We start from the raw sequence: 25,399 nt of genomic DNA, 5'->3' as shown, positions 1-25,399 counted from the left end.
TCGCATTACGAAGAGCACGTTTTTGATCACCTATCGTGGATTCCATGACGGGCGGCGAGTCGTCGGAGAGCTTGATAGAAGCGGCTCTGCGGGACATCGCCGACCGCGACTGGACCCGCGCGATCGCTCGTTTTGACGCCTACCTCGCCGTGGATCCCGAGCGAATCGACGCACTCCTCCATCTCGTCCGGTGTCACCTGGAGGTCGGCGAGTACGGGCAGGCGAGGAAGCGCGGCGAGGTCGCCCGGCAACTGGCCGAACCGGGGCCATGGGCCGACGCCTGTCAGCGGCTCCTGGCCCGCTGCGGTGAACCCTGGTCGGACCGGCAGATGGTGGTGGTCTGGAAAGCGTTGCGGCGCCGGAACTTCGACCGCGCCCGACACGTGCTCGAACGCCTTGTCTCGCACCGGCCGGACGACGTCCTTGCCCGGGACTCGTTGATCTACACCGCCGACCGCGTGGCGGGCGATGGCCTCCGCGCTCCGCGACCGCCGTCCGATGTGCCGTCCCAGGCCGCCATCGACCGGGTCGTCGAATGGGTTCTGCGGCCCCGGTTCGACGAGGCCGTCAACGCGCTACGGGCCGGTGACCTCACCCGCGCGTACAACCTGCTCCATTGGATCGAACGGTTCGACGAGCGCGGAACCCGAGCGGCCTACCTTCTGGCCCAGGTGCACCACGGTTACCTCGCACGGATTGATCTCGCCGGTGTCGACGACGCCGTCCTCGACGGTCTGATGGACCACCTGCGCAGGGCATCGACGCACGTCGAACACGCCGGGAACTCTGCCGGTCTTCGCCAGCAGGTCGAGCAGCTACGCTCCACGACGGCCCTGCGACAGGGTCAGATCTACGCGGTGCGCTGCGATATCTCCTTCCAACGGATCCACAGGAAGTACGTGGAGTGCAGGACCCGGTACCTGGGCCATCCGTTGTCCGACTATGAGTTCGATGGCGCACGGACACACGTCTACCGGTTGTATCCGGCCGTGTCCGCGCATCTGAGCAACTGCCCGACGAATAGTCCCCACCACGCTCGACTTCGGCAGATCGAGTTGCACCTCGCCATGCTCAAGCGTCAATTCGTGTCGGGTCAGTGACGCCCCGTCGTGCTCAGCACCTCCGCCATCCCCAGACGGCCGGCTCCGTACCCTCGCGATAAGTGTTGTTGACCGTGCGTAGGTCGACAAGTTCAGCCGGCTCACGATCGCCTGCCCGACCTCCGTCGGCGGCCAGTCGGAGCGATCTGGCTTTCGCGATCAACGGCCGCGTACCTTGGCCGCGCCGAACACCGGCGTGTGGGCGCCCACGCATGAGTCGAGCAGTGTGTGCGCCAGGCCCCTCGTCAGCTGGCTTCGGGCTCACGGTCGAGCGCCGGCTGAGCTGCTCGCGGATGTTTCCGGCCCTCGACCGACCCGGGTCTGCCGGCCACGGCGTTCAGTGGGCAGGTTCCGGTTCGAGGAGGCGTACTGTCCCTCGGCGATCTTGTAATACATGCCTTCGACCCGGCAGGCGGCGGAGCTGACCGCGGCGGCGATGGTGGGGTGTCGGTGGAGTTGGTGACGGCGCTGCGGATGTGGCTGATCGTGTCCAAGGAGACTGGACGCTCAACTTCCGAGCGTGATCGATGAGCGGGGTCAGGGGCTCGATGACGGACTGTAGGCCAAGTCCCGCCACCGGCACCTGGGCACCCTCGGCCGCTACATGCCACTCGGCGGGCAACCTCCGCCCGGATCATCGCCGAGAACGACGAGCAAGGTTTGAGGGGTTCCGATCGCACTCCGACCGGGCTGTCTCGGCGAGGTCATCCAGACCCGCGTAACCAAGTCGCTCGATCGGCAGGCCTAGGACGTGTCTCGAAGTGATGGCTGCGTCTGGCCTGGGTGTTGGTGGTTGTCGGCGTGTCGGTGATCGATATGTGACGAGGTCTCCGGTAGATGGTTCAGCGACCAAGCAGAACCTGAATAACCGGAGACCTCGTGGACACCATAGCGGTGACGAGGCGGTTCGACCTGACCGACGCCCAGTGGGCGCGGCTGGCGCCGCTGTTGCCGGAACCGAAGCGGGCGGGTCGGCCGTCGAAGTGGACGAAACGGCAGCTGATCGATGGGATCCGGTGGCGGGTGCGGGTAGGTGCGCCGTGGCGGGACGTGCCGGAATGCTACGGCTCGTGGCAGTCGGTGTATGCGTTGTTCCGGCGGTGGCAGCGGGCCGGGATCTGGCAGCAGATCCTGACCGCGTTGCAGGCCCGGGCCGACGCCGCCGGTCTGATCACCTGGGACGTCAGCGTGGACTCCACGATCGCCCGGGCGCACCAGCACGCCGCTGGCGCCCGCCGCGACGGTGCCGGGCAGAAGGAGCCGCCCGGCGGGGCCGGCGAGGAACCGGCCGACCATGCGTTGGGCCGCTCCCGGGGCGGGTGGACGACCAAGCTTCATCTGTCCTGCGAGCAGGGCCAGAAACCACTGTCGATGGTGCTGACCGCCGGGCAACGCGGTGACAGCCCGCAGTTCGCCGTTGTGCTGGACCGCATCCGCGTCCCTCGTCCCGCAGGTGGCCGGCCCCGGACCACACCCGATCGGGTCATCGCCGACAAGGCGTACACGTCCAAGGCCAACCGCACCTACCTGCGAAGGCGTGGAATCAAGGCGACCATCCCGTCCAAGGCCGACCAGGACGCCCACCGACGGACGAAGGGATCCAAGGGCGGCCGGCCACCTGTGTGCGATCCCGACATCTACAAACAGCGGCACGCCGTCGAATGCGGCATCAACCGACTCAAGCGCCACCGCGCCGCCGGCACCCGCTACGACAAGCTCGCCGTCCGCTACGAAGCCACCTTCCACATAACCGCCATCAACGAATGGCTGTGACCGACTTCGAGACACGGCCTAGTAGTTGCCGAGGGCGTGTGAGCGCCAATGCCGGGCATACGTCACTCTCGCGACGTTTGGCTCATGCGATATCGAGGGCTTCCAATACCACGGCGGCCCCGGTATCTGAGACTTTTCGCCCGAAGTAGGTGTTCTGCGTCATCGAGACCTGGGCGTGGCCGAGTTGGTCTGCGCCGGCTCTTGCCGACAGGCCGGCTTTGTCCATCAGGGTGGCCACAGTCTTGCGGAAGATGTGCGAGGTGATGTCGGGGACCCCGGCCCAGGTGAAGGCGTCCTTGAGGTGGTGATCGACGTTCGACGGATCGCGCAGCGTTCCGACGGCGGAGGGGAAGACGAGGTTGAGGCTGCCCCAGTCACGGTCATTCCGAGCCCTGCGGGCCTTCAGCTGGTCCCTGCACCAGGTGGGGAGCATGAGAGTTCGGTAGCCGGCTTCGGTCTTCGGCTCGGGCTTTATCGCGAGACCCTGTCCTTTGATCCGGATGATCGTGCCGCGCACCTCGACGGTGCCGGCGTTCAGGTCGATCGCTTCCCAGACGAGGGCGAGGGTCTCGCCGATCCGTAGCCCGGTTGCTGCCATCACGTCGACCAGCGCGGGGAGGTCTCGAGAGATCGCTCTGTCGTCGTAGGACATGAGTGCCCGTAGCTGGTTGACCTCCCTGACCGTCAACGCTTTGGCTGCGCCCTTCTTCGGCTTGACGCTGAGCGGCGAGGTTTCGCGTACCGGGTTGTGGTCGATCGCGTCGTGGCGGGCGGCGTAGGCGCAGATGTTCGACAGGACCGTGCGGGTGGTCTTGGTGATCGCGGCGCCGTGGTTGCGTTTGACCGCTTGGAGGAAGCGTTCGACGCCGCCGATGGTCAGTTCGCGGCAGCGGACGTTGCCCATCGAGGGGATGATCTGGGCGTCGAGCCGTTCGCGGTAGACGCGCTTGGTGCCGGGTGAGCAGTCGGACTCGCAGAACTGAGCCCACCACGCGGTAGCGACGGCCGAGAGTTTCGTATCGGGGTTGAGGTCATGGGAGGAGTCGACCCACATGCGGTCGCGTAGCGCCTCCTTCAACGCGCGTTCGGCTGCTCCCTTGGAGTCGCCCCATCTTTCGACGTGTCGGGTCGTGCCGTCGCAATCCCGATACAAGGTCCGCGCCTGCCAGCGCTTACCTTGGTGGTAGCACCGGATGTCACCGTGTGTACCGAGGGGAAGTGACGGCCTGCCCATACGTTCCCCCTCCGATGAAGAGAAACGCCGCCCAGCGGGGCGGCGTCAACACCCCCATTTTACCCCCATTAAACGATGCCAAATGTTGCTCACCGATGAAGGCGGAGACGGGCAGCTCACAGGCAAACTTACTGCTCAACACCACTACATGTAAGGAGTGACAGCTCATGAAAATGCCGGGTTGAAAGCCGGCAGGTTTTTGGTTCGAGTCCAAATGGGGGAGCTCTCACCAGGACAAGCGCCCGTCGATCTTGAAGATCCGAGATCGGTCAGCGGACATTCGAGCGCGGTCGCGATCGCCGCCAGGACGAGCCGGTTGTCGGCACTGCCCCGTCGCGGGCTCGATCCTTCTCCACGTCGAATGGGAGACGCCGGCACGGTCCGCCGCGAACCGAACGCTCCAGCCGCGTGACAGGCGCGACATCCGGAAGCGCTCGCCGACGGTCGGACTCGGGTAACCGGACATGCCCCACCTCCGATGGGGGCAGGACCCCTACGCCGGCCGGCGTGAGCGGTCGTGTGGACGTGGTGCTGACCTACCCGGGGCCGACCGGGCACTCGCTCGCGGCGGTGGCGTCGCGGGTGAGCCGGCCGATTCCGACGGGGCCGGTGCACGCGGCGCACAGCAAGATGCACATCATGCTGACCCGGCGTGAGCCGTTACGGGGATACGCTCCGGGAACCCCGTGGGAGGAGGGCCGTGACCGGTTTCGAGTCGGAGGTGATCCTCGTCGCCGACGCCTCGTCGAGGCTCGGTGAACTGTTCGTCGACCGGTTCGTCGCGGCGGGTGCCGGGCGGGTCTATGCCGGCGGACGCCGGCGCCGCGAGTGGCCGGGCGACCGGGTCGTCGCGGTCGAGATCGACATGGGTGACGTCCACACCATCGAGCGGGCCGGGGTCGCGGTCCAGTTCGACACCAACGTGATGAGTTCGATCAGGTTGGCCAGCGCGTTCGCGCTCTCGCAGGCGGCGCTATGGTCGGCGACCAACGCGTTGCGGGTCGAGTTCGCACCGGCGGGCGTGCAGGTCGCGGGGCTGGTGCTCGGACCGTGCGAGGCCGACGCGCACCCGGCCACCGTTGCCGACCGGGCCCTGGCGGGAATCGCCGCCCGGGAGCACGAGATCCTCGTCGACGCGTTCAGCAAGCAGGTGAGGGCCAGGCTGTCGGGGCCGGTCGCGTGCATGTACCCGGAACTGGGGTCGCCGTGACAGGGCAATCGGAGGGCCCTGTGGTGCGCCATTTCACCTTGACCGACGCGGAGCCATCGTCTTGGATCGATGTCCTCGACGAGGCGGCCCGCACCTGCTCGGTACCCTTTCGCGCTCGGCCCGCCGACGGCGCGCGGGCAGTCCGGTTCGAGCACCTGGACCGCTACTTCGGGACCATGAACGTCACCCGGACCAGGCTCGACAACTTCTACGGGTTCCGCTCGGCGAGCCTCGCCCGCAGAGACGACAGGCCACGCCTGATCCTGACGATCTCGTCCGGCCCGTATGCGATCGAACAGAACGACCGGTTCGATCGCCGGGTGTCGGGATCGATGGTGCCCTACTGGAGCGGCGACGCACTGCGGTTGCGGGCGGACGAGCCGGTCAAGGCATGGTCGGTGACGGTGGCCATGGACGAGATCGGGCTGCCCTACCTCTACCTGCGCGATGTCATCGTCCGCAGCATCAGGCACAGCCCGCTCGGATCGATGGTCGCCAGGTTCGTGACCGATCTCGCCGACCTCCCCGAGCTGTCCCCGGCACAGGCTGCGTCAATGGCGAACCCGACGATCGACCTCCTGCGGGCACTGCTGACGACCGCCGGTGGCGACGAACTCCTCAGCCGGCAACCACTCAGCCAGACCCTGGGCACGCGGATCATGATGTACCTCAGCGCTCACGTGGCGGACCCGGACCTGAACGCCGACCTCCTCGCCGCCCACTTCGGTATCTCGAAGCGGTATCTGTACACGGTTCTCGCCCGGATGAACGTGGTGCTCGGTGACTGGGTCCGGACAGAACGGCTCCGCCGCGCGGCACGGACGCTGAGCAACCCCGCGAACTCGCTGGTATCGGTCGCCGCCATTGCCCGGATGTCCGGGTTTCCCGACCATTCGTCGTTCTCCCGGGCATTCAAGCAGCGGTTCGGATGCACTCCATCGGAGTGGCGCCGCCTCGCCGCGTCGGAGCGGACGACCGAGCTGACGCCGATCACGCTGACGGAGATCGCGCAGAAGGGCTCGGAAGCCCGTGACTGACGATTCGTGAGTGCGAAAAGGCATGCTGGTCGGACGCGACGCACAGATTCTTGCCCTCTCCGCCCTCCTGGACCGGGCCATCGCACAGGCTGGCGGTGCGGTGATCCTGCGCGGCGAGGCCGGGATCGGAAAGACCGCTCTGCTGGCGCACGCCTCGACACTCGCGACCGCGCGCGGGATGCGCGCCGTCGGGGTCTGCGGGGTTCAGGCCGAGGTGCACATCCCCTACGCGGGCCTGCACCGGTTGTTCCGTTCCCTCCGGCGTGATGCGCCGGCACCGGCGGTGGAGATCGAGTCGCCGTACCGGGCGGCGATGGTCCTGCTGGATCAGCTCGGGACGCGGCACCAGCGGGTGCTGGTGGCCGTCGACGACGCGCAGTGGCTCGATCGCGGCTCGTGGGAAGCGTTGACGTTCGCGGCCCGGCGGATCGGCTCGGACCCTGTCGCGATGGTGCTGACGATCCGCGACGGCGAGGAGGTCGATCGGCTCCTGGCCCAGGCGGGGCTGCCCGAATTGCGGCTCGAGCCACTGTCTCCGGTCGACGCGGGCGTGCTGCTGGCATCGGTCGCGCCGGACCTGTCCCGGCCGTTGCGGGAGCGGGTGCTGGAGCAGTCGGCGGGCATCCCGCTGGGGCTGGTGGAGCTGGGCTCGGTGGCGGCGACGTCGGGGGATGCCCGGCTGCTGCCGTCGTGGTTGCCGCTGAGTACGCGGGTGGAGCGGACCTTCGCCGCCATCGTCGCCGAACTGCCGACCGCCACCCGGGCCCTGCTGCTCGTCGCGGCGCTGGACGACGGGGACGACGTCGACGAGATCCTCGCGGCATCCAGCCGGTTCGAGGGGTGTCCGGTGACCGTCGACGACGTTGGCCCGGCCGTGGCGACCCGGCTGGTCCAGGTCGACGACTGGCACCGGTTGCGGTTCCGGCATCCGCTGCTGCGCTCGGCGCTGTACCAGTCCGCGGGCACGGCGCAACGGCGGCGGGTCCACGCCGCGCTGGCCGACGTGGTCGTCGCCGACTCCGACCGTCACGTGTGGCATCGGGCGGCGGCGGCAGCCGGCCCGGACGAGGCGCTGGCACGCGAGCTGACCGGGCTCGCGGCCCGGGCCGGTCACCGGCAGGCGTCCGGCGCGGCGTTGGCGGCGTTCCAGCGGGCCGTGTTGCTCAGCGGGGACGCGGCCGAACGCGGCCGGCGGTTGCTGGCCGCCGCCGAGGTCGCCGCCGAGCAGGGCGACATCACCACGGCACGACAGTTGCTGGACGACGTGGTCGACGAACACCTGCGCCCGGTCGACCGGGCATGGCTGTCGTATCTGCGTGAAGGGCTCCTCATCACGGGCTGGTCGGGTGCCGCACGTCTGCCGGTGTACGCCGGGCTCATCGACGCGCTGCGCCGCGACGGCGACGGGCAGCGGGCGATGAACGCGTTGGCGGCGATGAGCCTGCGGTTCTACTGGTCCAACCCGCCCCCGGAGACGATTCAGGCGTTTCTCACGGTCGCCGACAACTTCGACACGCTGACCGACGATCCGCGGATGATCGCCACCGTGGGCCTGATCGCCCCGGTCGAGCGTGGAGCGGTGACGCTGGAGCAGATGACGCGGCTGCTGATCCGGTTCGACCTCACCCCCACGGAGCAGCACGTGCTCGGCGTGAGTGCCAGCGGCATCGGGGCGCTGGACCTGTCCGCGCAGTTCCTCACGGCGGCGACGGCCGGCGTGCGGGCTCAGGGCCGCGTCGGCGCGCTCGCCCAGGTGCTGACCAGCCAGGCGTTCGCCGCCGCGTTCCTCGGCAACACCCGGGTGGCCGTACCGGCGGCCGTGGAGGCCGCCGAACTCGCCGCCGAGACCGGCCAGCCGGCATGGGCGTTGACAGCGCGGCTGATACACGGCCACGCCCGGGCGTTGACCGGCGACACCGCAGCCGCCCGGAAAGCGGCCGACCACGGTGAGAGCGTCCTGCTGCCGAACGCGAGGCTGCCGATGCTCGCGCTGGTCCAGGTCGTTCGTGGCGTGGAGGCGCTCGCCGATGGACGCCCCGCCGACGCGTACCGGCAGCTGTACCGCATCTTCGACGCCGACGACGTGGCCTACCACCCGTACCTGCGGTTCGTGGCGTTCGGACACCTGGCTGAGGCCGCCGCCTGGGCCGGCAAGGAGAACGCCCTGCGGGCAATCGTGCCCCCACTCACGCGGGTGGCCGGCGAGTGCGGCTCGCCCGCACTCGTGACGACGCTCCGATACGCCGGCGCGGTCCTGGCCGGCCGTGCCGAGGCGTTCGGGACGGCGCTCGCCGCCGACCTGTCGAGCTGGCCGTTCGAGCGCGCGCGGCTCCAGCAGGCGTACGGCGCGTGGTTGAGACGGCAGCGCAGGGCTGCCGAGTCACGGCCGTTGCTGCGGTCGGCCGCGGAGACGTTCGACGCACTCGGCGCCGTACCCTGGGCCGACCGTGCCCGGGCCGAGCTACGCGCGTCGGGTGAGTCGCTGCGCCGGCCGGTCGACCCCGCCGACACCCTGACGCTCCAGGAGCAGCAGATCGCGCGGCTGGCCGCACAGGGGCTGAGCAACAGGGAGATCGCCGAACGGCTCTTCCTGTCCCCCCGGACGATCACCACCCACCTGTACCGGATCTTCCCGAAACTCGGCATCAAGTCCCGCGGCGAGCTCTCACAGGCCCTGACCGGGAAGTTCTCCGACGGTCGGTAGGCGTGCGTCGGCGACCCGGGGCGGGATATCAGCGGGTCGCGTTCCCGGTGGGGCGGGCGGACACGACGTACCAGGCGACGGTCGCGGCTATCGCCACCACGCCGCTGAACACGAACGGGGCCTCGGCGCCCAGACCGGCGGCCAGCGCTCCACCGGCCAGCGCACCCAGCGCCGTGCCGCCGTAGGTGAGGACCCGCGTCGCGGCGGTGACCCGGCCCAGCAGGCCGTCCGGAACGAGGCGTTGGCGTAGGGCCAGCACCGCCACGTTGAGGACCGCGAACGCGGCGCTCGACGTCACGACCACGGCGACGGCGACCGCCCGGTCGGCGACCGCGATCAGCAGCGTCGGCGCACCGGCCGTGACCGCCATCGACCAGGTCAGCACGTGACGGTGACCGAACCGGGCCACCAGCCGCTCGGCGGCCAGCGACCCGACCAGGCCGCCGGCGGCACCGGTCGCCAGGAGCAGGCCGAAGCCGACGGCACCCAGGCCCAACCGGTTCTGGGCGTACAGCACGAAGATGGCGAACCAGGCGCTGTCGGCCGCGGCCACCGCCGCCACCACGACGGCGAGGGTGCGCAGCACGGAGTGCCGCAGCAGCCACCGCAGCCCGGCCAGCACCGCCGGATCGCCTCCGGGGGCGCCGCCGGGCACCCGGCGCAGGGTCAGCGGGACCGACAGCACGAGCATCACCGCCAGCGCCAGCGCCGCCCCGTTGACCGCGAACGGCAGCGCCGCCCCCACGACGAACAGCAGCGCGCCGACCGGTGGGCCGACGAACTCGTTGCCCACGATCTCGCCGGCGACCAGGCGGCCGTTGGCCCGCTCGAGGAGGCGGTCGGGCACCAGCCGCGGCACCGCGGTCTGCGCGGCCGTGTCCCGCAGGGTCTCCCCCGCGCCCAGCACGAACGCCGCGACCACGACCAGCGTCACCGTGGCGGTGCCGGTCGCGACCGTCGCCGTCAGGACCGCCAGCACCACGATGCGGGCGGTGTCGGCCACGGTGAGCATCGTGCGGGTGGCGTGGCGGTCGGCCAGGGCGCCCGCGAACACGCCGGTGACCAGCCAGGGCAGGAACTGCGCGGCCGCCACCGCGGCCACCGCCACCGGGTCGCCGCTGAGGGCGGCGGCCAGCAGCGGGAACGCCGAGACGCGGATGCCGTCGCCGACGTTCGCGAGTGCGGAGGCGCCCCAGAACCGCCAGAACGGGCCGCCCAACGTCGCCATCAGCTGGCGGCCATCAGCTGGTGGCCATCCGCTCGTCGTACGCCATGCGCGCCTTCTCGATGTCGTCTCCGTTGGCCTCGGCCCAGTCGACGAGGCTGCAGACCGTGGCCAGCAACGTGTGGCCGAGCGTGGTGAGCTCGTACTCGACGCGGGGCGGCACCACCGGGTGGACGGTGCGGATCACGAGGCCGTCGCGTTCGAGGTTGCGCAGCGTCACGGTGAGCATGCGCTGGCTGACGCCGGTGGCCTCGCGCTTCAGGTCGGTGAACCGCTTGACCCCCTCGCCCAGCTGCGAAATGACCAGCAGCGACCACTTGTCACCGACGCGGTCGAGGATCCCCCGGGCGCGGCAGCTGTGACCGTTGAGGGTGTTCGTCACGGTTACCTCCGGGTGACCGACGCGGGTTGGGGTGACCGAGGCACGTTGATGTGCCGTCTTGCGCATGCTTTGCCGGGTTTGAAGGATGGAGCTGCGGTTACCAAATGGAACCAGGCTACCGCACGTAACCCAGTACTCTTCCATAACCCAGGGGGCCCGAACATGACCACGCCCACGGTCGACATTCCCGGATACGTCACCGGCCGGTGGCAGATCGACCCGGTGCACTCCGAGGTGTCGTTCACGGTCCGGCATCTGATGATCAGCAAGGTGCGCGGCCGGTTCCGCACGTTCGAGGGCGAGATCGTCACCGCCACCGACCCGGCCGCGTCGAGCGTCACCGCGACGATCGACCTCGCGTCGGTCGACACCGGCAACGAGATGCGCGACAACCACCTCCGCTCGTCCGACTTCCTCGACATCGCCACACACCCGACGATGACCTACCGCTCCACCGGCCTCCGCCAGGACGGCGACACCGTGCTCGTCGACGGCGACCTCACCCTGCGCGGCGTGACGAAGCCGGTCACGCTCCGGCTGGAGCCGACCGGCTTCGGCGCCGACACGACCGGCGGCACCCGGGCGGGCTTCGCCGCCACCGCCGAGATCAACCGCAGCGACTTCGGGGTCAGCTTCAACGGTCCGGTTCCCGGCGGTGGCGTCGCGGTCAGCGAGCGCGTCCAGATCCAGCTGGACGTCCAGGCCGTCCTGCAACAGGCCGTCCCACAAGAGAACTAGCGGTACGCGGCGATCACCGTCTGGGCGATGCGGCTTCCGGCGGACCCGGAAGCGTCGACCCGCAACGACATCGCCTGTCCGGCGGCCAGCTCCGGCAGCTGGGCCCGGAACCGGTCGCCGACGCGGTCGACCCGCACCCGGGTCCACGTAGCGCCGTCGTCGACGGACGTCCACACCTGGAACGACGTGACGCGTTGGGTGGCGACCCCGTGGGCCTGGCGCACGTCGAACAGGGCCTGTCGGCCCGCTATCGGGCGGTTCGCCGCGTCGAGGGGCAGCTCGTAGTCGACCGACAGCAGGGGCAGCGGCCGGCTACCGGTGCCCTCCGGGGCGGTCGAGCGGAACGTCCACTCGGAGCTGATCCGCGTCGGTGCGCCGATCGTCGGGCCCGGCTCGACGTCGAACGCGAGCCGGAAGTCGCCGGGACCCGCGGGAACCGTGAAGTCGGCCCAGTTCCGCGGCACCGACCCGACCAGGGAACCGTTGCGGTACAGGCGGAGCGAGCGGGTCATGCCGGGCGGGTCCCAGCCGGTGAGGCAGTCGAACCGCTGGTGCCGGTCGGTCAGCGTCACCACCTCGACCGTGATCGTGCCGCGGGTACGCACCGGCGTCCACGGGGTGCACTCGCTCGTCGACCTCGCCGGATCGTCGTACCAGTCCGACCGCAACGGCTGCCGGGCCCACGTCATCGACTCCCGGCTGCCGGCACCGACCATCCGGAACCCCGGCTGGGTCACGGTTCCATCGGCGTAGAACGCCGAGTCCTTCCACAGGAACCCGGGCGTGACGTAGTCGGTGCGGGTCTCCGGGACGTCATCGGTGAAGCCCTCGGCGAGGAAGACGCCCTCCGGGCTGAGCGCCGACCGCTTGTGGCGGGTCGGTGTGCCGATCCGGTGGAAGCTCTGGTCGACGCGCCCCATCGCGGCCCGTTCAACGGCCGTCACGTGGTGGGTCGGATCGGCCGGAATCCCCGACGGGTACGTGTGGAGGACGTCGTAGAAGCTGTCGCTCGCCCGAAGCCCGAACGAGGCGACCGCGCGGAAGGAGCCGACCGCGGCGCCGTCGTTCGGCGCCACGGACACGTTCCAGGTGCGGGCGGCCTCGCCCCAGGCGAAGGCGAAGTCGCTCCACCCGGGTCCGCGTCGCCCGGTCTGCAGGAAGGTGACGCCCACAGCGGACGCCCCGGTGGCGACACCATCCACAGTGGACTTCACCGGGCGGGCCGGCGCCGGGTCGAGCGACACCGTGGCGGCCGCACCGACCTGCACGTCGGGGTCGCCGACGAGCGCCGCCGCGTCACCCGGCCCGCCGGTGCGGCTGCCGTACGACGCCATCACGCTGTACCGGCCCGCCGGCACCCGCAGCGTCCGGGTCTCGCCCGGAACCCCGTACACGGTGGCGGCGAAGACCGCCGGGTCGTCGAGGTTCACCACGCGCACGAACAGCCACAGGTCCTCGACCGGTGGACCGCCCGGTATGGGCGCCGTCACGAGCGTCAGGTCGTGCGCCGGCGCCTCGATCCGGAACGTCACCGGCGTGCGGGCGAGCACCGCGCCACCGGCGCCGCGCGCGGTCACCAGCGCGGTGTAGAGACCCGGCGCACCCGACCGGTCGACGGTGAGCGTGGCGGTTCCGGTGGCACCCGCGGCCAGGGACAGCCGCGTGGTGGACAACCGCGCCGGAGCCGGCGGCACCGACCGTCCACTGTGGTCGGTGACGGCCACGTCGAGCGTGACCTCCGCGGGTCGCGTCGCTGTGTTGGTCCAGGAAAGGTCGGTCCCGGTGGACGTGAGGTTGACGACGGCCCGGCCGGCGACGACGCCGTCGAGCGCGGCGGCGGCGTCGAGGCGGCCGGCACCGACCGTGTAGGCGTCGGTGGTCCGGGCCGCGTCGGCGGCGCCGACCAGCGCCGCCTTCAGCTGACCGGGTGACCAGTCGGGGTGGCGGCCGGCGAGCAGCGCGGCGGCACCGGAGACGTGCGGGGTCGCCATCGAGGTGCCGGAGGCGGTGACGTACCGCGCGTCGATCGGTTGCCCCAGCGTGGTTCCGGCGGCGCGGGCGGAGACGATGTCCACACCCGGCGCGACGATCTCCGGCTTGGCCGCCATCGTCGTGCGGACCGGCCCACGGCTGGAGAAGCCGGCGACCGTGTCGGACCCGTCGACAGCGCCGACCGTGAGCGCGGTCGCCGCGGCGGCGGGCGCGGCGATGGTGCCGTCGGCCGGACCCGCGTTGCCGGCCGCGACGACGAACAGCGCACCGGTCTGTGCGGTCAACGCGTCGAGCGCCTGCGACACCGGGTCGGTGCCGTCGCTGGCCTGGTTCCCGCCGAGGCTCATGTTGACCACGTCGGCGCGCGCCGCGGCCCACTCCATCCCCGCGATCACCTGGGAGTCGGTGCCGAACCCCTCGTCGTCGAGCACCTTTGCGACGACGAGGGACGCGTCCGGCGCGACCCCGCGGCGGGCACCGCCCGACGCCGCACCGGAACCGGCGACCGTCGCGGCGACGTGGGTGCCGTGCCCGTTCCGGTCGACCGCGTCGCCGCCGACGACGCTGAAGTCGGCGCGCTCGACGACCCGGCCGGCGAGGTCGGGATGGGAGAAGTCGGCACCGGTGTCGAGCACCGCCACGCGGGTCCCCGCACCGGTGAACCCGGCCGCCCACGCCCGCGGCGCGGACACCTGACGCAGGTTGGCGTCGAGCCGTTCCGGCACCGCGGTGACGCGGACGCGCCGGTCGAGCCAGACCTTCGTCGTGGCGCCGCCGCTCCGGGTCCGGGCGGCCGGATCGCCGAGGGCGCGCAGGAGGTCGCTGCCGCCGCCCCTGGTGACGCGGCCGGCGACCGCGGCGATGCTGGGCAGCGTCCGCGTCGCGGTGAGTCCCCGGGTGATCGGGTCGGCGGCGGACCGGTTCGCGCCGGTCGCGGACCGCACGATGACGGGCAGGCCGGCCGTGCTCGCGTCGTCGTAGCCGTCGAGTACCAGGGCCGTCACGTCGAACAGGGCCGGGTCGAGCACGCGGCCGACCAGTGGCGCCAACGACGACGGCACGACGCTGACGTGGCCGTCGGGGCCGCAGTGCCGCGTCAGCACACCGCTCTTCGCGACCGGCTGGACGGAAACGGTCGCGCAGCCGGACCCGCGGCCGGTGACGGTCACGACGTCGCCGGTGAGCAACGTGACGCGATACGTCCGCCCGGCCGGCACCGCGGCCGACGGCGCCGCGGCGGTGGCGGCGGGCGAGGCGGCGGCCGGCGGGTCCGGCGGGGGTCCGCCGCCGGGATCCGCGCCCGCCGGGCCGCCGGCGGTGGCGACGACGGCCACCACCGCCACGCAGACCCGAACCCACCGTGGAACTGTCATCGGCGTTGCCTTCCGGTAGAGATACACGCATCCGCATGTATGACACCGTCGGGTCGTCGTTCCGTTGGGTCAGAATCCGGTTGCCACGCGAAGCTTCCCGTACCGGGACGCGCTCACGTGCGTCACATCGACGAACGACGCAGCCGCACCGCCGCCGCGAGCGCGCCCATGCGCGTGGCCGCGACCTCGACGACCGCGCGGGTGGCCGGCGACAGCTCCGCGCGCGGACGGTGGACGATCGCGTAGGTCTCGAACATCGCCGGCCGCAGCGGGACCCAGCCGAGCGACGGCGGAAGCCGGTCGGCGAGGCGGAGCAGGATGCCACGCATGCAGATCGAGTCGGCGAGGCCGCTGGCGGCGATCTCCAGCGCGGTCTCGGCGTCCTCGACCTCCACACGCGGGTGCAGCGCGTGGCCGGCCGCCTGCAGGATGCGGGTGAGCTGCAGGCGGGTGCTGTCGTGCTCGCGCCAGCTGACGTCGGGCAGCACGAGCGGGTAGCTGGCGAGCTGGCGTGCGGTGACCGGCGCCCTGACCCGCTCGGGCTCGGTGCTCACGAACACCACCTCGTCGCGGAGCACCGGGGTGACCGTGAGCGACTCGTCGTCGACGACCAGCGGCAGCGCGACCAGCGCGGCCTCCAGCCGGCCGCGCCGCAGCCACTCGACGATCTCGGCCGAGTTCTGCCCGACCAGCTCCAGCCGCACGCCCGGGTGGCGCTGCATGACGTCGGCGACCATGTCGGCGCCCAGGTAGAACCGGGCGGTGCGGAAGATCCCGAACCGCACGGTGCCGGTGAGCACCTCGCGCACGCTGGCGACCGCGCGCTCCGCCTCGCCGGCGGCGGCCAGCGTGGCCGCGGCGTGCGGGTGCAGCGCCGCGGCGGCTTCCGTGGGGACCAGGCCGCGGCCGACCCGGCGGAACAGGACCGTGTCGAGCTGGCGCTCCAGGAGCCGCACCTGCTCGGACAGCGACGGCTGGGCGTACCCGAGCCGGCTGGCCGCCGCGGAGAACGAGCCGTGCTCGAGGGTGGCAAGAAAACAGCGCAGCTGATGGAGGGTCAGCACAAGGAATATCCTATAGATGGCGAAGGCAAAAGGAGGCTACCCCTGTCGTTCGTTCCCTTCTAGCGTGGACGCATGTTCGTGCGCGGGGTCGTGTTGTGTCTGGTGTCGTCGACGTGCTTCGGGCTGTCGGCGATCTTCGCCAAGGAGGCGTACGCGGCCGGCGCGTCGGTACCCACCACGCTCGTCGGGCGGTTCGGGGTGGCCGCCGTCGTGCTGTGGGCGATCGTGTACGTCCGGCGCACCGCGCTGCCGTCGCCGCGCCTGGTGCTGGTGTGCGTGGCGCTCGGCCTCGCCTACGCGCTGCAGGCCGCCCTGTACTTCGGCGCGCTCGCCGAGATCGACGCGTCGCTGGCCGTGCTGCTCGTCTACACCTATCCCGCGCTCACGATGGTGCTCGCCGTGGCGCTGCGCCGCGAGTCGCCCGACAAGCGGCGGACCGCCGCGCTCCTGGTGTCGGGCGCCGGGCTCGTGCTGCTGCTCGACGCCGGTGCGGTCGTGGGCACGGCCGGCACGCTCGGCGTCCTGCTGGCCCTCGGGGCGGCCCTCTGCTACGCGGTGTACCTCACGGCCGCGGAGGCGCAGCCGGCCGGCCTCGACCTGTTCGTGCTGACGGCGATCGTGTGCACCACGTCGACGGTCGCGCTCGCGGTGTGGGGCGCGGTGACGGGGTCGCTCGCCGTTCCGGGTGCCGCCGCCGCGACCTGGATCGTCGTGCTGGCAACGGTGTCGACCGTGGTGCCGTTGGTGGTGCTGCTGTTCGGCATCCGCGCGGTGGGTGCGTCGACGGCGGCGATCCTGTCGTGCTTCGAACCCGCGGTGGTGGTGGCGGTGGCCGCCGTGCTGTACGGCGAGCGGCTGAGCGCGGTGCAACTGGTCGGTGGGGCGGTCGTGCTCGCGAGCGTGCTGATCCTGCGGGCGCGGCGCCCGGGCCGGCGGGCCGGCCGCGCGGCGTCGCGCGTGGTGCGGCGCCGGGATCCGGTCGGCGAAGCGGCCTGAGGCGCGCCGACGGTCAGCGCGGGCCGTCGAGGTGGTACACGCAGCCGCCGATGAACACGAGGCCGCTGTGCGGAGCGAAGGACACGGTGCCGGTGAGCACGGTCCCCTCCGGCGCGAGGGACACGTGGGAGACCGGGTCCCACAGGCCGACACCGTTGGTGTCGTGCCGGGTCGCGACGATCCGTCCGTCGGGGCTGACGGCGATCGACTCCACGAGCGTGGTGTCGTCCCGACCGCCCACGTACGCGCCCACGATCCGGCCCGCGGCCGGCCGGTCGCCGAACGGCGGACCCAGCCGCTCGCCGGTGCGACCGTCCCAGCGCTGCACGGCGCCGTCCCGCCGAGCAGCATCGCCCTGCGCAGGACGGCACCGGTGAGGTCGGCGGTCCGCAGATCGGTGCCCGGCAGCCGGGCGCCGGTCAGGTCCGCGCCGCAGAGCACGGCGCCGTCGAGCGTCGCGCCGCCGAGCCGGGCACCCACGAGCCGCGCGCCGGCCAGGTTGGCCCCGGTGAGATCGGCGTCTGTGAGGTCGGCGCCGGTCAGGTCGGTGTCGCCGAGGTCGGCGTACCGTAGCCGCTGGCCGCGCAGCCGGATGCCGCTGAGATCCTCGCCGTGCCGCCGGACCGGACCCGGTATCCCGGGCGCCGCCACGCCGGAGAAGCGCCACCGCGCCCAGGCGAGCAGCACAGCCAGGCCACCGGCGTCCGCCGCGCCGGCGTCCGTCGCACCGGCGGCCTTCGCACCGAAGGCCTGCGCACCGACGGCCTCCGCGCCGGCGGCCGCAACCGGTTCGCACAGTGCCAGTGCCTCGCCGAGGTCGGCCAGCCGGCCCCGGCGCCGGAAGCGCAGCGCGAGCGCCCCGGCCAGGGCCGACACGGCCGCGGCCCGCGCCGCGTCGGCGGCCGGCAGCACGTCGACGGCGGCGCGGCCGGCCCCGACTGCCTCGTCGAGGTCGGCCGCGTCACCGCACCGGCGGTAGTGGCGCTCCAGCAGCGCGGCGAGGACGGCGAGCCACCGCCCCCGCCTCACCGGGTCGGCACCGGCCGACGCGACGGCGCGGCGCACCACAGTCGACGGATCGGGTCCGGTCGATGGCGGGCCGACCATCAGCTCGTCGATCACCCCGCCACCGTATCGACGCGCGCCAACCCGTGAGCCGCGTCAGCCGGCGGCTTGCACGCGCCTCCGGCGCGACGCGACGAGCGCCGCGACACCGAGCGCGATCAGCAGCAGGCCGCCGATGACGTAGCTGGTGATCGCGACACCCGTCGTCGGAAGGCCGCCGCCGTTACCCGGCGGGTTCGGACCCGCGCTCGCCGATGCCGACGCCGATGCCGACGCGGACGGCGACGCGCTGCCCGAGCCGCTCGGCGACGGCGAGGGCTCGCCGGGGCCGCCGGTGCCCGCCACGGAGCTGCGGAACACGGTGTCGGCCGTGATCGGGCTGTTGGCCTCGAAGTAGTCGACTAGCATGGTGAGGTCGTTGTCGCCCGTGGTGGTCCGGTTGGTGCCCTGGGCCAGCACGGTGAAGTTGTCACCGCCCTGTGCGAGGAACGTGTTGGTGGTCACCCGGTACGTGCCGGTCAGGCTCAACGGCTGGCCGTTGTACGTCATCGTCACGATGCGGTTGCCGGCCGCCGCGTCCGGGTTGTACGTGTACTTGAACCCCTTCGAGATGCCCAGGTGCAGGATCGGGCGCGACGCGCCGGCCGGCTGCCACTGCTGCTCGAGCGCGGTCTTGATCTGCGCGCCCGTGAAGGTCTGCGTCACCACGTCGTTGGCGAACGGCTGCACCGCGAACGCCTCCGCGTAGGTCACCACGCCGTTGTCCGCGCCGAAGAGCAGGTCGGCACGCAGGCCGCCCGGGTTCATCAGGGCGATCTGGGCGCCGCCGCGGCCGGTGTCCTTCGTGCGGGCGAGCTGCACGTCGGCGATGAAGTTGCCCAGCACCGACTCGGCGCCGCGGTCCTCCTCGCCGGCGGCGTTCGTCGCCCGCTTGATGTCGGCCGTGATCCGGCCGAGCTCGTTGAGGCCCAGCTTGTCGGCCTCGGTCTTCGCCGCGGCCACCAGGGCGGCGATCTCCGGGTCCTGCGGGTAGCCGACGATCGGCAGCAGCTCGGCGGCCACCGCGGTGACGGCGCCGCCGTCGACGGTCACCGAGAGCTTGTCGAGCGCCGAGCCGTAGTTGCCGGTCTGCATGACCGGCCGCGAGTGGCTCAGGCCCGGCACCGGGTACGAGCAGTTGTACTGCTGGTGGGTGTGCGCCGAGATGATCGCGTTGACGTCCTTCGACGTGTTGGTGACGATCCGACCGAAGACCGTGGACGGGTTGGCGATCGCGGCGCAGTTCGCGGCGGTGGAACCGCCGGTCGGGCCGCCCTCGTGGATGAGCAGCACCACCACGGCGGCACCCTCGGCCTTGAGCTTCGCGGCCACGCGGTTGGCCTCGGTCACGGGGTCCTTGAAGGTCAGCCCGGCGACGCCGTCCGGCGACACCAGGGTCGGCGTCTCCTCGGTCACCACACCGACGACACCGATCTTGACGCCGTCGATGGTCCTGGTGAACGACTCCGGCAGTGCCGGCGCGTCGCCCTTGTAGACGTTGGCGCCCAGGTACTCGAACTCGGCCCGGTCGGTGACCCGGCCGGTCAGGTCGGCGAAACCGCGGTCGAACTCGTGGTTGCCGACCGAGGACGCGTCGAGGTCGATCGCGTTCAGGAAGTCGAGCGTCGGCGCGTCCTGCTGGATGGCCGAGACGAACGGCGAGGCGCCGATGTTGTCACCGGCCGCCACCAGCAGCGTGTTCGGGTTCTCGCCCCGGAGCTGCTTGATCATGCCGGCCATCTGGGCGGCGCCGCCGATCGGCTTGTCGTCGGCGGTGTTGCCGGGCGACTCGAGCCGGCCGTGGAAGTCGTTGAACCCCAGAATCTGGATGGTCGTCGGCGCCGCCGCGGCAGGGTTGCCCCCCACAAGCACGGTCGCCCCGCCGACGGCGAGCGCACCGGCCAGACCCAGGGCGCGCAGCGAAGTCTTTCGCAACGAAGGTCCTCCCCCATGATGTGCACAACGAGGCCGTGGCGATGGTGTCGGCCACGGCACCCGCCACACATTGCGGAGGGCCAAGACGCAGGTCAAGCCGGGTCAGGCGCACTAAACGCCCGAAAGGCACACATTTAAATGCGGACATATAACGTCGAAAACGTTCCAATGATCTTGATTGCGCCTTGATAACAACGGCACAGATCACAGCGAAGTTCACCGTCCGGGCACACACCCGCCTTCGGCGCGTAACGGAATCGACCGGTTTCGACACACACTGCGGTCATGTCCGGACGGCTGCCGTACGGAGTGAAGATCGGCCGCGCGAAGACCCGCTACCGGGCGGCGGCGAGCAGGTCGTCGAGCACCAGCGAGCGGAGCTCGTCGCGCGTCGGAATGCGGCCCAGCTGCCGCAGCCGGCCCGACTGGGCCTTGCGCATGCCCTCGAGCAGCCGCCGCGCCTCACGGGCGTTGCCGAAGCTCTCGCCGCGCTGGATCTGCACGAAGAACTCGTGCAGGCCGATGTCGACCCCCGGCGCGAGCTCGTAGTCGTCGAGCCTGGCGATGCGCTGGGCGATGAGCACCAGCTCGTCGGGGTTGTAGTTCTCGAACTCGAACGTCTTCGCGAACCGCGACGCCAGACCGGCGTTCGTGTCTAGGAAGTCCTTCATGTCGGAGGTGTATCCGGCGACGATCACCGCGATCGCGTCGCGGTGGTCCTCCATCAGCTTGACGATGGTGTCGATGGCCTCCTGGCCGAAGTCGTTGCCGGTGCCGGTGGACCGTGACAGCGTGTACGCCTCGTCGATGAACAGCACGCCGCCCAGCGCGTCTTCGAAGACCGTCGTGGTCTTCTCGGCGGTGTGACCGACGTACTGGCCCACCAGGTCGCGGCGCGACACCTCTTTGAACTTGCCCTTCGGCAGGATGCCCAGCGCCTTGAGCAACTGGCCGTAGACCCGCGCCACGGTGGTCTTCCCGGTACCGGGAGCCCCGGTGAAGACCAGGTGGTGGCTCACCGTACCGACCGACAGCCCGGCGCTGCGCCGCCACTCGTTCACCTGGATCTCGTCGATCAGAGCCCGGACCTCGGCCTTGACCCCGGCCAGCCCGATCATCGAGTCGAGCTCGCCGAGCAGTTTCTCGACCCGGTCCTCGTCCTGCTGGGTGGCTCCCTCGATCGCGTTGATGCCCACCCGGCTGGCGTGGACGCCGTCACCGGCCTCGATCACCGTGACCGACGCACCCTCCTCGATGAGCGTGCCCGGCGAGGCCACGCCCTCGATGCGGCACCCCTCGATCGAGCCGCGGCAGCCCCGCTCGAAGCGGATGCCCACGCCCTGCGTCTCGTGCACCCAGCACGACAGGATCGACGGCGCGCTCTGCGACGCCACCGAGATGCCGGCGTCGCCGGTGCGGGTGACCTCGCAGCGCTCCAGCGTCGGCTTCGCCGCGTGGTAGATGTAGATGCCCCGATAGCCGCAGTTGGCGACCGTGCAGTTACGGATCGTCGGGTTCGAGCCGACCCGGATGATCAGGCCGTCGTCGGAGATGCCGGTGATCTCGCACTTGTCGAGCATGCCGCCGGCGTCGTCGAACACCACCCCGAACTGGCCCGAGGTCACCGAGACGTCGGTCGCGGTGAGCATGGCGCCCTGGGTCGCCGCGACCGTGGCGCCGTACCCGCCGCTCACCTCGCACTTGACCAGCTTCACCTGACCGGCGACCGCCTGCACCGCCGTGGCGTCGGACGACCGGATCCGCAGACCGCGCAGCGTGACCTCGCCGCCACGGCAGATCACGGTGGCCTCCGTCGAGTGGCGCACCGAGATCGTGACCGGCGCGCTGTCGGCCGCCACGAGCGTGATGCGGCGGTTGTCGAGGCGCAGCGGCTCCGCGTACTCACCGCCGGCGATCGAGATGACGTCACCGTCGCTCGCAACCTCCAGCGCGTCCCGGATCGTCGGGTAGGCGCCGGGCTGCGTGGTGGAGACGTTCAGGGTTCGCGTCATGGTTCGAGCTGCTCCGGGGTCGGGGGTATCGACACCCTATCCTCGCCTATGCCGGCGAGGCGGGCGACGGCTCGACGACCGTGACGCCCCCGGCACCCACCGCCCACAGCTCGCCCTCCGGGCTCAGCGCCACCGCCAGCGTCGGACCCGCGGGTTGCGCGAGCGGCACGGCGACGCCGCGCACGAGGGTCCAGCAGAGGACCGCGCCGTTCCCCGCGGCCACGACCACCGGAAGCCCCCGCCACGCTCCGACCGCGACGCTCGTGACCGGGCCCTCGACCGGTTCGGTGGCCAGCCGCTCCCGGCCGCCGGCGAGCGAGAACACCCGCACCGCGTCGTCGAGGCCGCCGGTGAGCACCACGCCCAGGTCCGCGTCGATCGCGACCGCGTAGACGATCGACAGCAGCTCCTGCGTCCACAGCGCGGCGCCGCTCTGGTCCCACAGCCGGACGGTGCGGTCGTACCCGCCCGACGCGATCAGCGGACGTCCCGCGACCTCGGCCACCGCCACCGCCGTCACCAGATCGGTGTGACCCATCAGACAGGCGCGCGGCCAGCCGGTGTCGGCCGCCCACACCCGCACGGTGCGGTCGGCCCCACCGGAGACGAGGACCGGCCGGCGCGGCCCGTCCGGCCCACCGACCGGCGCGAGCGCCAGCGACAGCACCTGGTCGGTGTGCGGGCTCAACACGAGGCCGACCTCGGCGGTCGCCGGGTTGTGCACCCGCACCGAGCCGGCGATCGTGCCGGACACGAACGCGGCGACCCGGCCGTCGGTGCCGAACTCCACCGACGTCACCGGTTCCGTCCCGGACCGGTCGGCGCCGAGCAGCTGTCCGGTGAGGGCGTCCCACACGCGCAGGGTGCCGTCCTGGTGGCCGGCCGCGACGAGGGTACGCCCGGGCATCAGCGCGGTCGCCACGCACAGCACGGCGCTGTCGCCCTCCAGGGCCAGCACCTGGTCGCCGCCGCGCGCGTCCCAGATCCGCACGACGCCGTCGGCGCCGCCGGTGGCCCACCGCTGCACGCCGTGGGTGCGCGCGTCGGCGATCCCGGCCGGCCAGGGGTCGCCGGCCGACCACTGCGCCAGCGTCTCCCGCGCGTCGACGTCCCAGGTGCGGACGGTGCCGTCGAGGGAGCACGAGCCGAGCACGAGCCGCCCGTCGATCACCCCGAACGCGAGCCCGGTGACGGTGGCGCCGTGGCCCGGCAGGTCGGGACCCGGCTTGCCGGTGAGCCCGCCGCGGAGCCGGATGACGCGGTCGGCGCCGCCGGACGCGATCAGGAAGTCGTCGTCGACACCCATGACGGCGACGGCGTCGACCGGCCCGGTGTGGGCGGCCCAGACCTCCAGCTCCGCCGGGTCGTCGAGCGAGCGGCGGGCGACCCGCCCGTCGTCGGTCGCCAGGACGAGCATCCGGTAGTCCGCCGTGCCCGCCCAGGCCAGCGCCGTGATCCCGACCGGCGAACCGGGCCAGGTGAGCACGGGCCCACCCGGTTCGAGGCCGCGTTGCAGGAGCCCGCCGGCGAGGTCGGCGGTCCAGATCCGCAACCCGGCCGGGTCCATCGACGTGGTCACCGCGGTGACCGGGCCGGTGTGCCGGACCTGCCGGGTCAGCGGGGTGCCGTCGGCCCCCCACAGCCGGATGAGGCCGTCGTCGCTTCCGGTCACGACCACCGGGAACGGCTCGTCGCCGGTGCCGAGGTCGCCGATCGCGAGGCCGCGCGGCGGGGACCCGGTCGGTGGCAGCTCGGTGACGACCGTGCCGTCGGACGCCGCGAGCACGGTGACGCCGCCGTCGACCCGGACGATGCCGGCGACCGCCCGCGGACCCAGCGCACCGACCACGGCCAGCTGCGCCGGGAACGGCTCCTCGCCCTCCGCGGCGACGATCCCGGAGACGATCCTGGGCAGCGTGCCCTCACCGGGCACCGCTCCCCCGCTCACCTGGTGCGCCACGGAATCCAGGATCCGCAGCGCGGCGGCGAGCCCGACCTCCGCACCGCTGCCGCGGCGCATCCACACCTCGCCGGCCGGTTCCACACCGGTGACCGCGAGCTCCTGCACCGCGCCCCGCGGCCGGAACGGGGGCGCGTCCGGGAACCCGCTGCCGCGCAACGCGTCGACGAGGCGGGGCCAGACGACGTCGTCGACCCGCGCCGTCCACGAGCGGTGCACGCCGCGGTACCGGTGGGCCAGGGTCGCCGAGCCGTCGGCGAGCAGCGTGAGCTCGAAGCGCCCGGACCCCTCCGGGTCGAACTCGGCACCCACCCGGTAGTCGACCCGGGCGGGCTCAGTCGCTGGATCCGCCATCGCCGTAGAAGTCCTTCAGGAAGCGCTCCAGGTTCTCCCACAACGCGGTGCGCTCGGCCAGCAGCGCGTCGCGGCCGAACCGCGCCGGTGCCGCCTCGAAGACGGCCCGCCCGTTGACGCTGCGGAACAGCCACTCGGGGACGACGTCGCCGTTGTGCGGCAGGAACTTGAGCACCTCGTCGAGCGCCGACACGCGGGCCGACAACGCGTACTGCGCGACCTCCACGTCGGCGGCGTCGAACTCGCCGTCCGACAGCAGCTCGTCGACCCGCTCGCCGTACTGGTCGGACACGCTGACCCACTCGCCGGGATCGATCACCTGGGAGTACCCGGGTCCGTCGCCGAAGACCACGTCGGCGCGCGGGTACGCCTCCTCGGGCATCGCCAGCGTGAACTCGCGGGCCCGGCCGCAGTTCTGGCACTGACCGGTGAAGTACCGCGCCGGCGCGTCGTCGAGCGTCAGCACGATGGCCGTCCACGCGGCCTCCGTCTCGCCGCATCCGCACGGCCGCAGGCGTATGAACAGGATCGCCTCGTTGTACGTGCGCACGTAGGGCAGCCCCAGCGCCACTCTCGTCCCCCCGCTCTTCCCTACCGTCAGTTCCAGATCGGCCGTCCGTCGGCGAGCCGCTCCGCCGCCTCCAGGTACGCCCGCTCGAGCACCGCCAGCCGCGGCCGGCTGAACCGCCACGGATCGCGGTCGAACTCCTCCCGGCCGACGTCGGTCCACATCGCCGAGCGGGGCAGCCGCTCGCGGCCGGGCTCGATGAACTTCGCGGCCTCCCGCACCGCGGCGGCGGCCGTGTGCATCGCGAGCGCCGCGTCGGACCGTTCCTGGTCGGTCATCCCGGCGGGATCCTCGGGCGTGTTCGCCGACGTGCGGAGCGCGACCGAGACCCACTCGCCGGCGTCGAGGATGCGGGACGGCTCCGGCCCGCCGAAGACCACCCCGCGCTCACCGGCCTGCGGGTCGGCGGCCGGCAGCCGCAACCGGTAGACGTCGATGTTCCCGCAGTCGCGGCAGAACGCGGTGTACTCGGCGTGTGACTCGGCGCCGGTCTCGCTGACGTGGAGCTCGTCGGTGAGGTCGCGGTTGGTGCGGCCGCATCCCCGGCACTCGCGCAGCAGCACGAACATCATCGCCTCGTTGTGGCTGCGGGCGGCCGGGATGGTCACGGACGCCAGGATACGTGGACGGCAGCGACC

Annotated in this window: 20 protein-coding genes and 1 pseudogene; 8 read left to right on the top strand and 13 right to left on the bottom strand. The window is 71.8% G+C overall.

Annotation, left to right across the window (positions count from 1 at the left end):
• The first annotated feature begins 44 nt into the window (after positions 1 to 44).
• Both Voc01_RS14220 and Voc01_RS14215 read left to right on the top strand, forming a co-directional pair.
• Positions 45 to 1,100 carry a tetratricopeptide repeat protein gene (locus tag Voc01_RS14220; RefSeq protein WP_203927872.1) on the top strand — a complete coding sequence of 352 codons (1,056 nt, stop codon included), beginning with the start codon at positions 45 to 47 and terminating at the stop codon, positions 1,098 to 1,100.
• An 879-nt stretch (positions 1,101 to 1,979) separates the two neighbouring features.
• On the top strand, positions 1,980 to 2,873 hold the full coding sequence (locus Voc01_RS14215) for an IS5 family transposase (protein WP_203927871.1): 894 nt from the start codon (positions 1,980 to 1,982) through the stop codon (positions 2,871 to 2,873).
• A gap of 82 nt (positions 2,874 to 2,955) precedes the next feature.
• Here Voc01_RS14215 and Voc01_RS14210 read toward each other — a convergent pair whose 3' ends face one another.
• A complete protein-coding gene (locus tag Voc01_RS14210; RefSeq protein WP_203927870.1) occupies positions 2,956 to 3,951 on the bottom strand; it encodes a site-specific integrase in 996 nt (331 codons plus the stop codon).
• Positions 3,952 to 4,333: 382 nt separating this feature from the next.
• Positions 4,334 to 4,573, bottom strand: a complete 240-nt coding sequence (locus Voc01_RS14205) for a helix-turn-helix domain-containing protein (RefSeq protein WP_445009828.1) — start codon at positions 4,571 to 4,573, stop codon at positions 4,334 to 4,336.
• Between the two features lie 234 nt (positions 4,574 to 4,807).
• Here Voc01_RS14205 and Voc01_RS14200 point away from each other — a divergent pair, with 234 nt between their 5' ends.
• The 3 genes from Voc01_RS14200 to Voc01_RS14190 all read left to right on the top strand — a co-directional run bounded on the left by Voc01_RS14200 (position 4,808) and on the right by Voc01_RS14190 (position 9,058).
• Entirely contained in the window at positions 4,808 to 5,317 is a 510-nt protein-coding gene (locus Voc01_RS14200) for a Rossmann-fold NAD(P)-binding domain-containing protein (RefSeq protein WP_203927869.1), read from the top strand.
• Between the two features lie 176 nt (positions 5,318 to 5,493).
• The gene (locus Voc01_RS14195) at positions 5,494 to 6,354 is read left to right on the top strand and encodes a helix-turn-helix transcriptional regulator (RefSeq protein ID WP_203927868.1); all 861 of its coding nucleotides are present in this window, start codon (positions 5,494 to 5,496) and stop codon (positions 6,352 to 6,354) included.
• 10 nt (positions 6,355 to 6,364) lie between these two features.
• Positions 6,365 to 9,058 carry an ATP-binding protein gene (locus Voc01_RS14190; RefSeq protein ID WP_203927867.1) on the top strand — a complete coding sequence of 898 codons (2,694 nt, stop codon included), beginning with the start codon at positions 6,365 to 6,367 and terminating at the stop codon, positions 9,056 to 9,058.
• A gap of 28 nt (positions 9,059 to 9,086) precedes the next feature.
• On the opposite strand, the gene Voc01_RS14185 is transcribed toward Voc01_RS14190, so the two are convergent.
• Both Voc01_RS14185 and Voc01_RS14180 read right to left on the bottom strand, forming a co-directional pair.
• Positions 9,087 to 10,286: an MFS transporter gene (locus Voc01_RS14185; RefSeq protein WP_203927866.1), complete on the bottom strand. Its 1,200-nt coding sequence runs from the start codon at positions 10,284 to 10,286 to the stop codon at positions 9,087 to 9,089.
• 13 nt (positions 10,287 to 10,299) lie between these two features.
• Entirely contained in the window at positions 10,300 to 10,665 is a 366-nt protein-coding gene (locus Voc01_RS14180; RefSeq protein ID WP_239160181.1) for a winged helix-turn-helix transcriptional regulator, read from the bottom strand.
• 162 nt (positions 10,666 to 10,827) lie between these two features.
• Between Voc01_RS14180 and Voc01_RS14175 the strand changes: the two genes are divergently transcribed.
• On the top strand, positions 10,828 to 11,403 hold the full coding sequence (locus Voc01_RS14175; protein WP_203927864.1) for a YceI family protein: 576 nt from the start codon (positions 10,828 to 10,830) through the stop codon (positions 11,401 to 11,403).
• Here Voc01_RS14175 and Voc01_RS14170 read toward each other — a convergent pair.
• A complete protein-coding gene (locus Voc01_RS14170; protein WP_203927863.1) occupies positions 11,400 to 14,768 on the bottom strand; it encodes a S8 family peptidase in 3,369 nt (1,122 codons plus the stop codon). The genes Voc01_RS14175 and Voc01_RS14170 overlap by 4 nt on opposite strands.
• A gap of 122 nt (positions 14,769 to 14,890) precedes the next feature.
• Positions 14,891 to 15,832 carry a LysR family transcriptional regulator gene (locus Voc01_RS14165; RefSeq protein WP_203927862.1) on the bottom strand — a complete coding sequence of 314 codons (942 nt, stop codon included), beginning with the start codon at positions 15,830 to 15,832 and terminating at the stop codon, positions 14,891 to 14,893.
• Between the two features lie 72 nt (positions 15,833 to 15,904).
• On the opposite strand from Voc01_RS14165, the gene Voc01_RS14160 reads away from it, so the two are divergent.
• The gene (locus Voc01_RS14160; RefSeq protein WP_203927861.1) at positions 15,905 to 16,828 is read left to right on the top strand and encodes a DMT family transporter; all 924 of its coding nucleotides are present in this window, start codon (positions 15,905 to 15,907) and stop codon (positions 16,826 to 16,828) included.
• A 13-nt stretch (positions 16,829 to 16,841) separates the two neighbouring features.
• Here the strand turns inward: Voc01_RS14160 and Voc01_RS14155 are convergent, their stop codons facing one another.
• Together Voc01_RS14155 and Voc01_RS54630 are read right to left on the bottom strand one after the other, a co-directional pair.
• Positions 16,842 to 17,156: a hypothetical protein gene (locus Voc01_RS14155; RefSeq protein ID WP_203927860.1), complete on the bottom strand. Its 315-nt coding sequence runs from the start codon at positions 17,154 to 17,156 to the stop codon at positions 16,842 to 16,844.
• 53 nt (positions 17,157 to 17,209) lie between these two features.
• Positions 17,210 to 17,479 (bottom strand): annotated as a pseudogene (locus Voc01_RS54630) (pentapeptide repeat-containing protein); the annotation flags it as partial.
• Here Voc01_RS54630 and Voc01_RS14145 point away from each other — a divergent pair.
• Positions 17,441 to 17,983 (top strand): hypothetical protein, encoded by a 543-nt coding sequence (locus tag Voc01_RS14145; RefSeq protein ID WP_203927859.1) that lies wholly within the window; start codon positions 17,441 to 17,443, stop codon positions 17,981 to 17,983. The pseudogene Voc01_RS54630 and the gene Voc01_RS14145 overlap by 39 nt on opposite strands.
• 6 nt (positions 17,984 to 17,989) lie before the next feature.
• Here Voc01_RS14145 and Voc01_RS14140 read toward each other — a convergent pair whose 3' ends face one another.
• The 5 genes from Voc01_RS14140 to Voc01_RS14120 form a co-directional block, all read right to left on the bottom strand.
• Entirely contained in the window at positions 17,990 to 19,867 is a 1,878-nt protein-coding gene (locus Voc01_RS14140; protein WP_239160180.1) for a bifunctional metallophosphatase/5'-nucleotidase, read from the bottom strand.
• 335 nt (positions 19,868 to 20,202) lie between these two features.
• Complete coding sequence (locus Voc01_RS14135; protein WP_203927857.1) at positions 20,203 to 21,879, bottom strand: right-handed parallel beta-helix repeat-containing protein; 1,677 nt, start codon at positions 21,877 to 21,879, stop codon at positions 20,203 to 20,205.
• Positions 21,880 to 21,925: 46 nt separating this feature from the next.
• Positions 21,926 to 24,193, bottom strand: a complete 2,268-nt coding sequence (locus Voc01_RS14130; protein ID WP_203927856.1) for a WD40 repeat domain-containing protein — start codon at positions 24,191 to 24,193, stop codon at positions 21,926 to 21,928.
• Positions 24,174 to 24,764, bottom strand: a complete 591-nt coding sequence (locus tag Voc01_RS14125) for a hypothetical protein (RefSeq protein WP_203927855.1) — start codon at positions 24,762 to 24,764, stop codon at positions 24,174 to 24,176. The genes Voc01_RS14130 and Voc01_RS14125 overlap by 20 nt, the downstream gene beginning before the upstream one ends.
• A 26-nt stretch (positions 24,765 to 24,790) precedes the next feature.
• Complete coding sequence (locus Voc01_RS14120) at positions 24,791 to 25,369, bottom strand: hypothetical protein (RefSeq protein WP_203927854.1); 579 nt, start codon at positions 25,367 to 25,369, stop codon at positions 24,791 to 24,793.
• Positions 25,370 to 25,399 lie beyond the last annotated feature (30 nt).

Origin of the sequence: Virgisporangium ochraceum, from assembly GCF_016863655.1 — a bacterium.
In the GTDB taxonomy this organism is placed as follows: domain Bacteria; phylum Actinomycetota; class Actinomycetes; order Mycobacteriales; family Micromonosporaceae; genus Virgisporangium; species Virgisporangium ochraceum.
This window is presented reverse-complemented; position numbering and strand designations above follow the sequence as displayed.

Bases quoted from the DNA above. Each gene is read 5' to 3' on its own strand.
- Voc01_RS14220 (WP_203927872.1), top strand. From the start codon at position 45: ATGACGGGCGGCGAGTCGTCGGAGAGCTTGATAGAAGCGGCTCTGCGG.
- Voc01_RS14205 (WP_445009828.1), bottom strand. From the start codon at position 4,573: ATGTCCGGTTACCCGAGTCCGACCGTCGGCGAGCGCTTCCGGATGTCG.
- Voc01_RS14195 (WP_203927868.1), top strand. From the start codon at position 5,494: ATGAACGTCACCCGGACCAGGCTCGACAACTTCTACGGGTTCCGCTCG.
- Voc01_RS14185 (WP_203927866.1), bottom strand. From the start codon at position 10,286: ATGGCGACGTTGGGCGGCCCGTTCTGGCGGTTCTGGGGCGCCTCCGCA.
- Voc01_RS14175 (WP_203927864.1), top strand. From the start codon at position 10,828: ATGACCACGCCCACGGTCGACATTCCCGGATACGTCACCGGCCGGTGG.
- Voc01_RS14170 (WP_203927863.1), bottom strand. From the start codon at position 14,768: ATGACAGTTCCACGGTGGGTTCGGGTCTGCGTGGCGGTGGTGGCCGTC.
- Voc01_RS14160 (WP_203927861.1), top strand. From the start codon at position 15,905: ATGTTCGTGCGCGGGGTCGTGTTGTGTCTGGTGTCGTCGACGTGCTTC.
- Voc01_RS14135 (WP_203927857.1), bottom strand. From the start codon at position 21,879: ATGACGCGAACCCTGAACGTCTCCACCACGCAGCCCGGCGCCTACCCG.
- Voc01_RS14130 (WP_203927856.1), bottom strand. From the start codon at position 24,193: ATGGCGGATCCAGCGACTGAGCCCGCCCGGGTCGACTACCGGGTGGGT.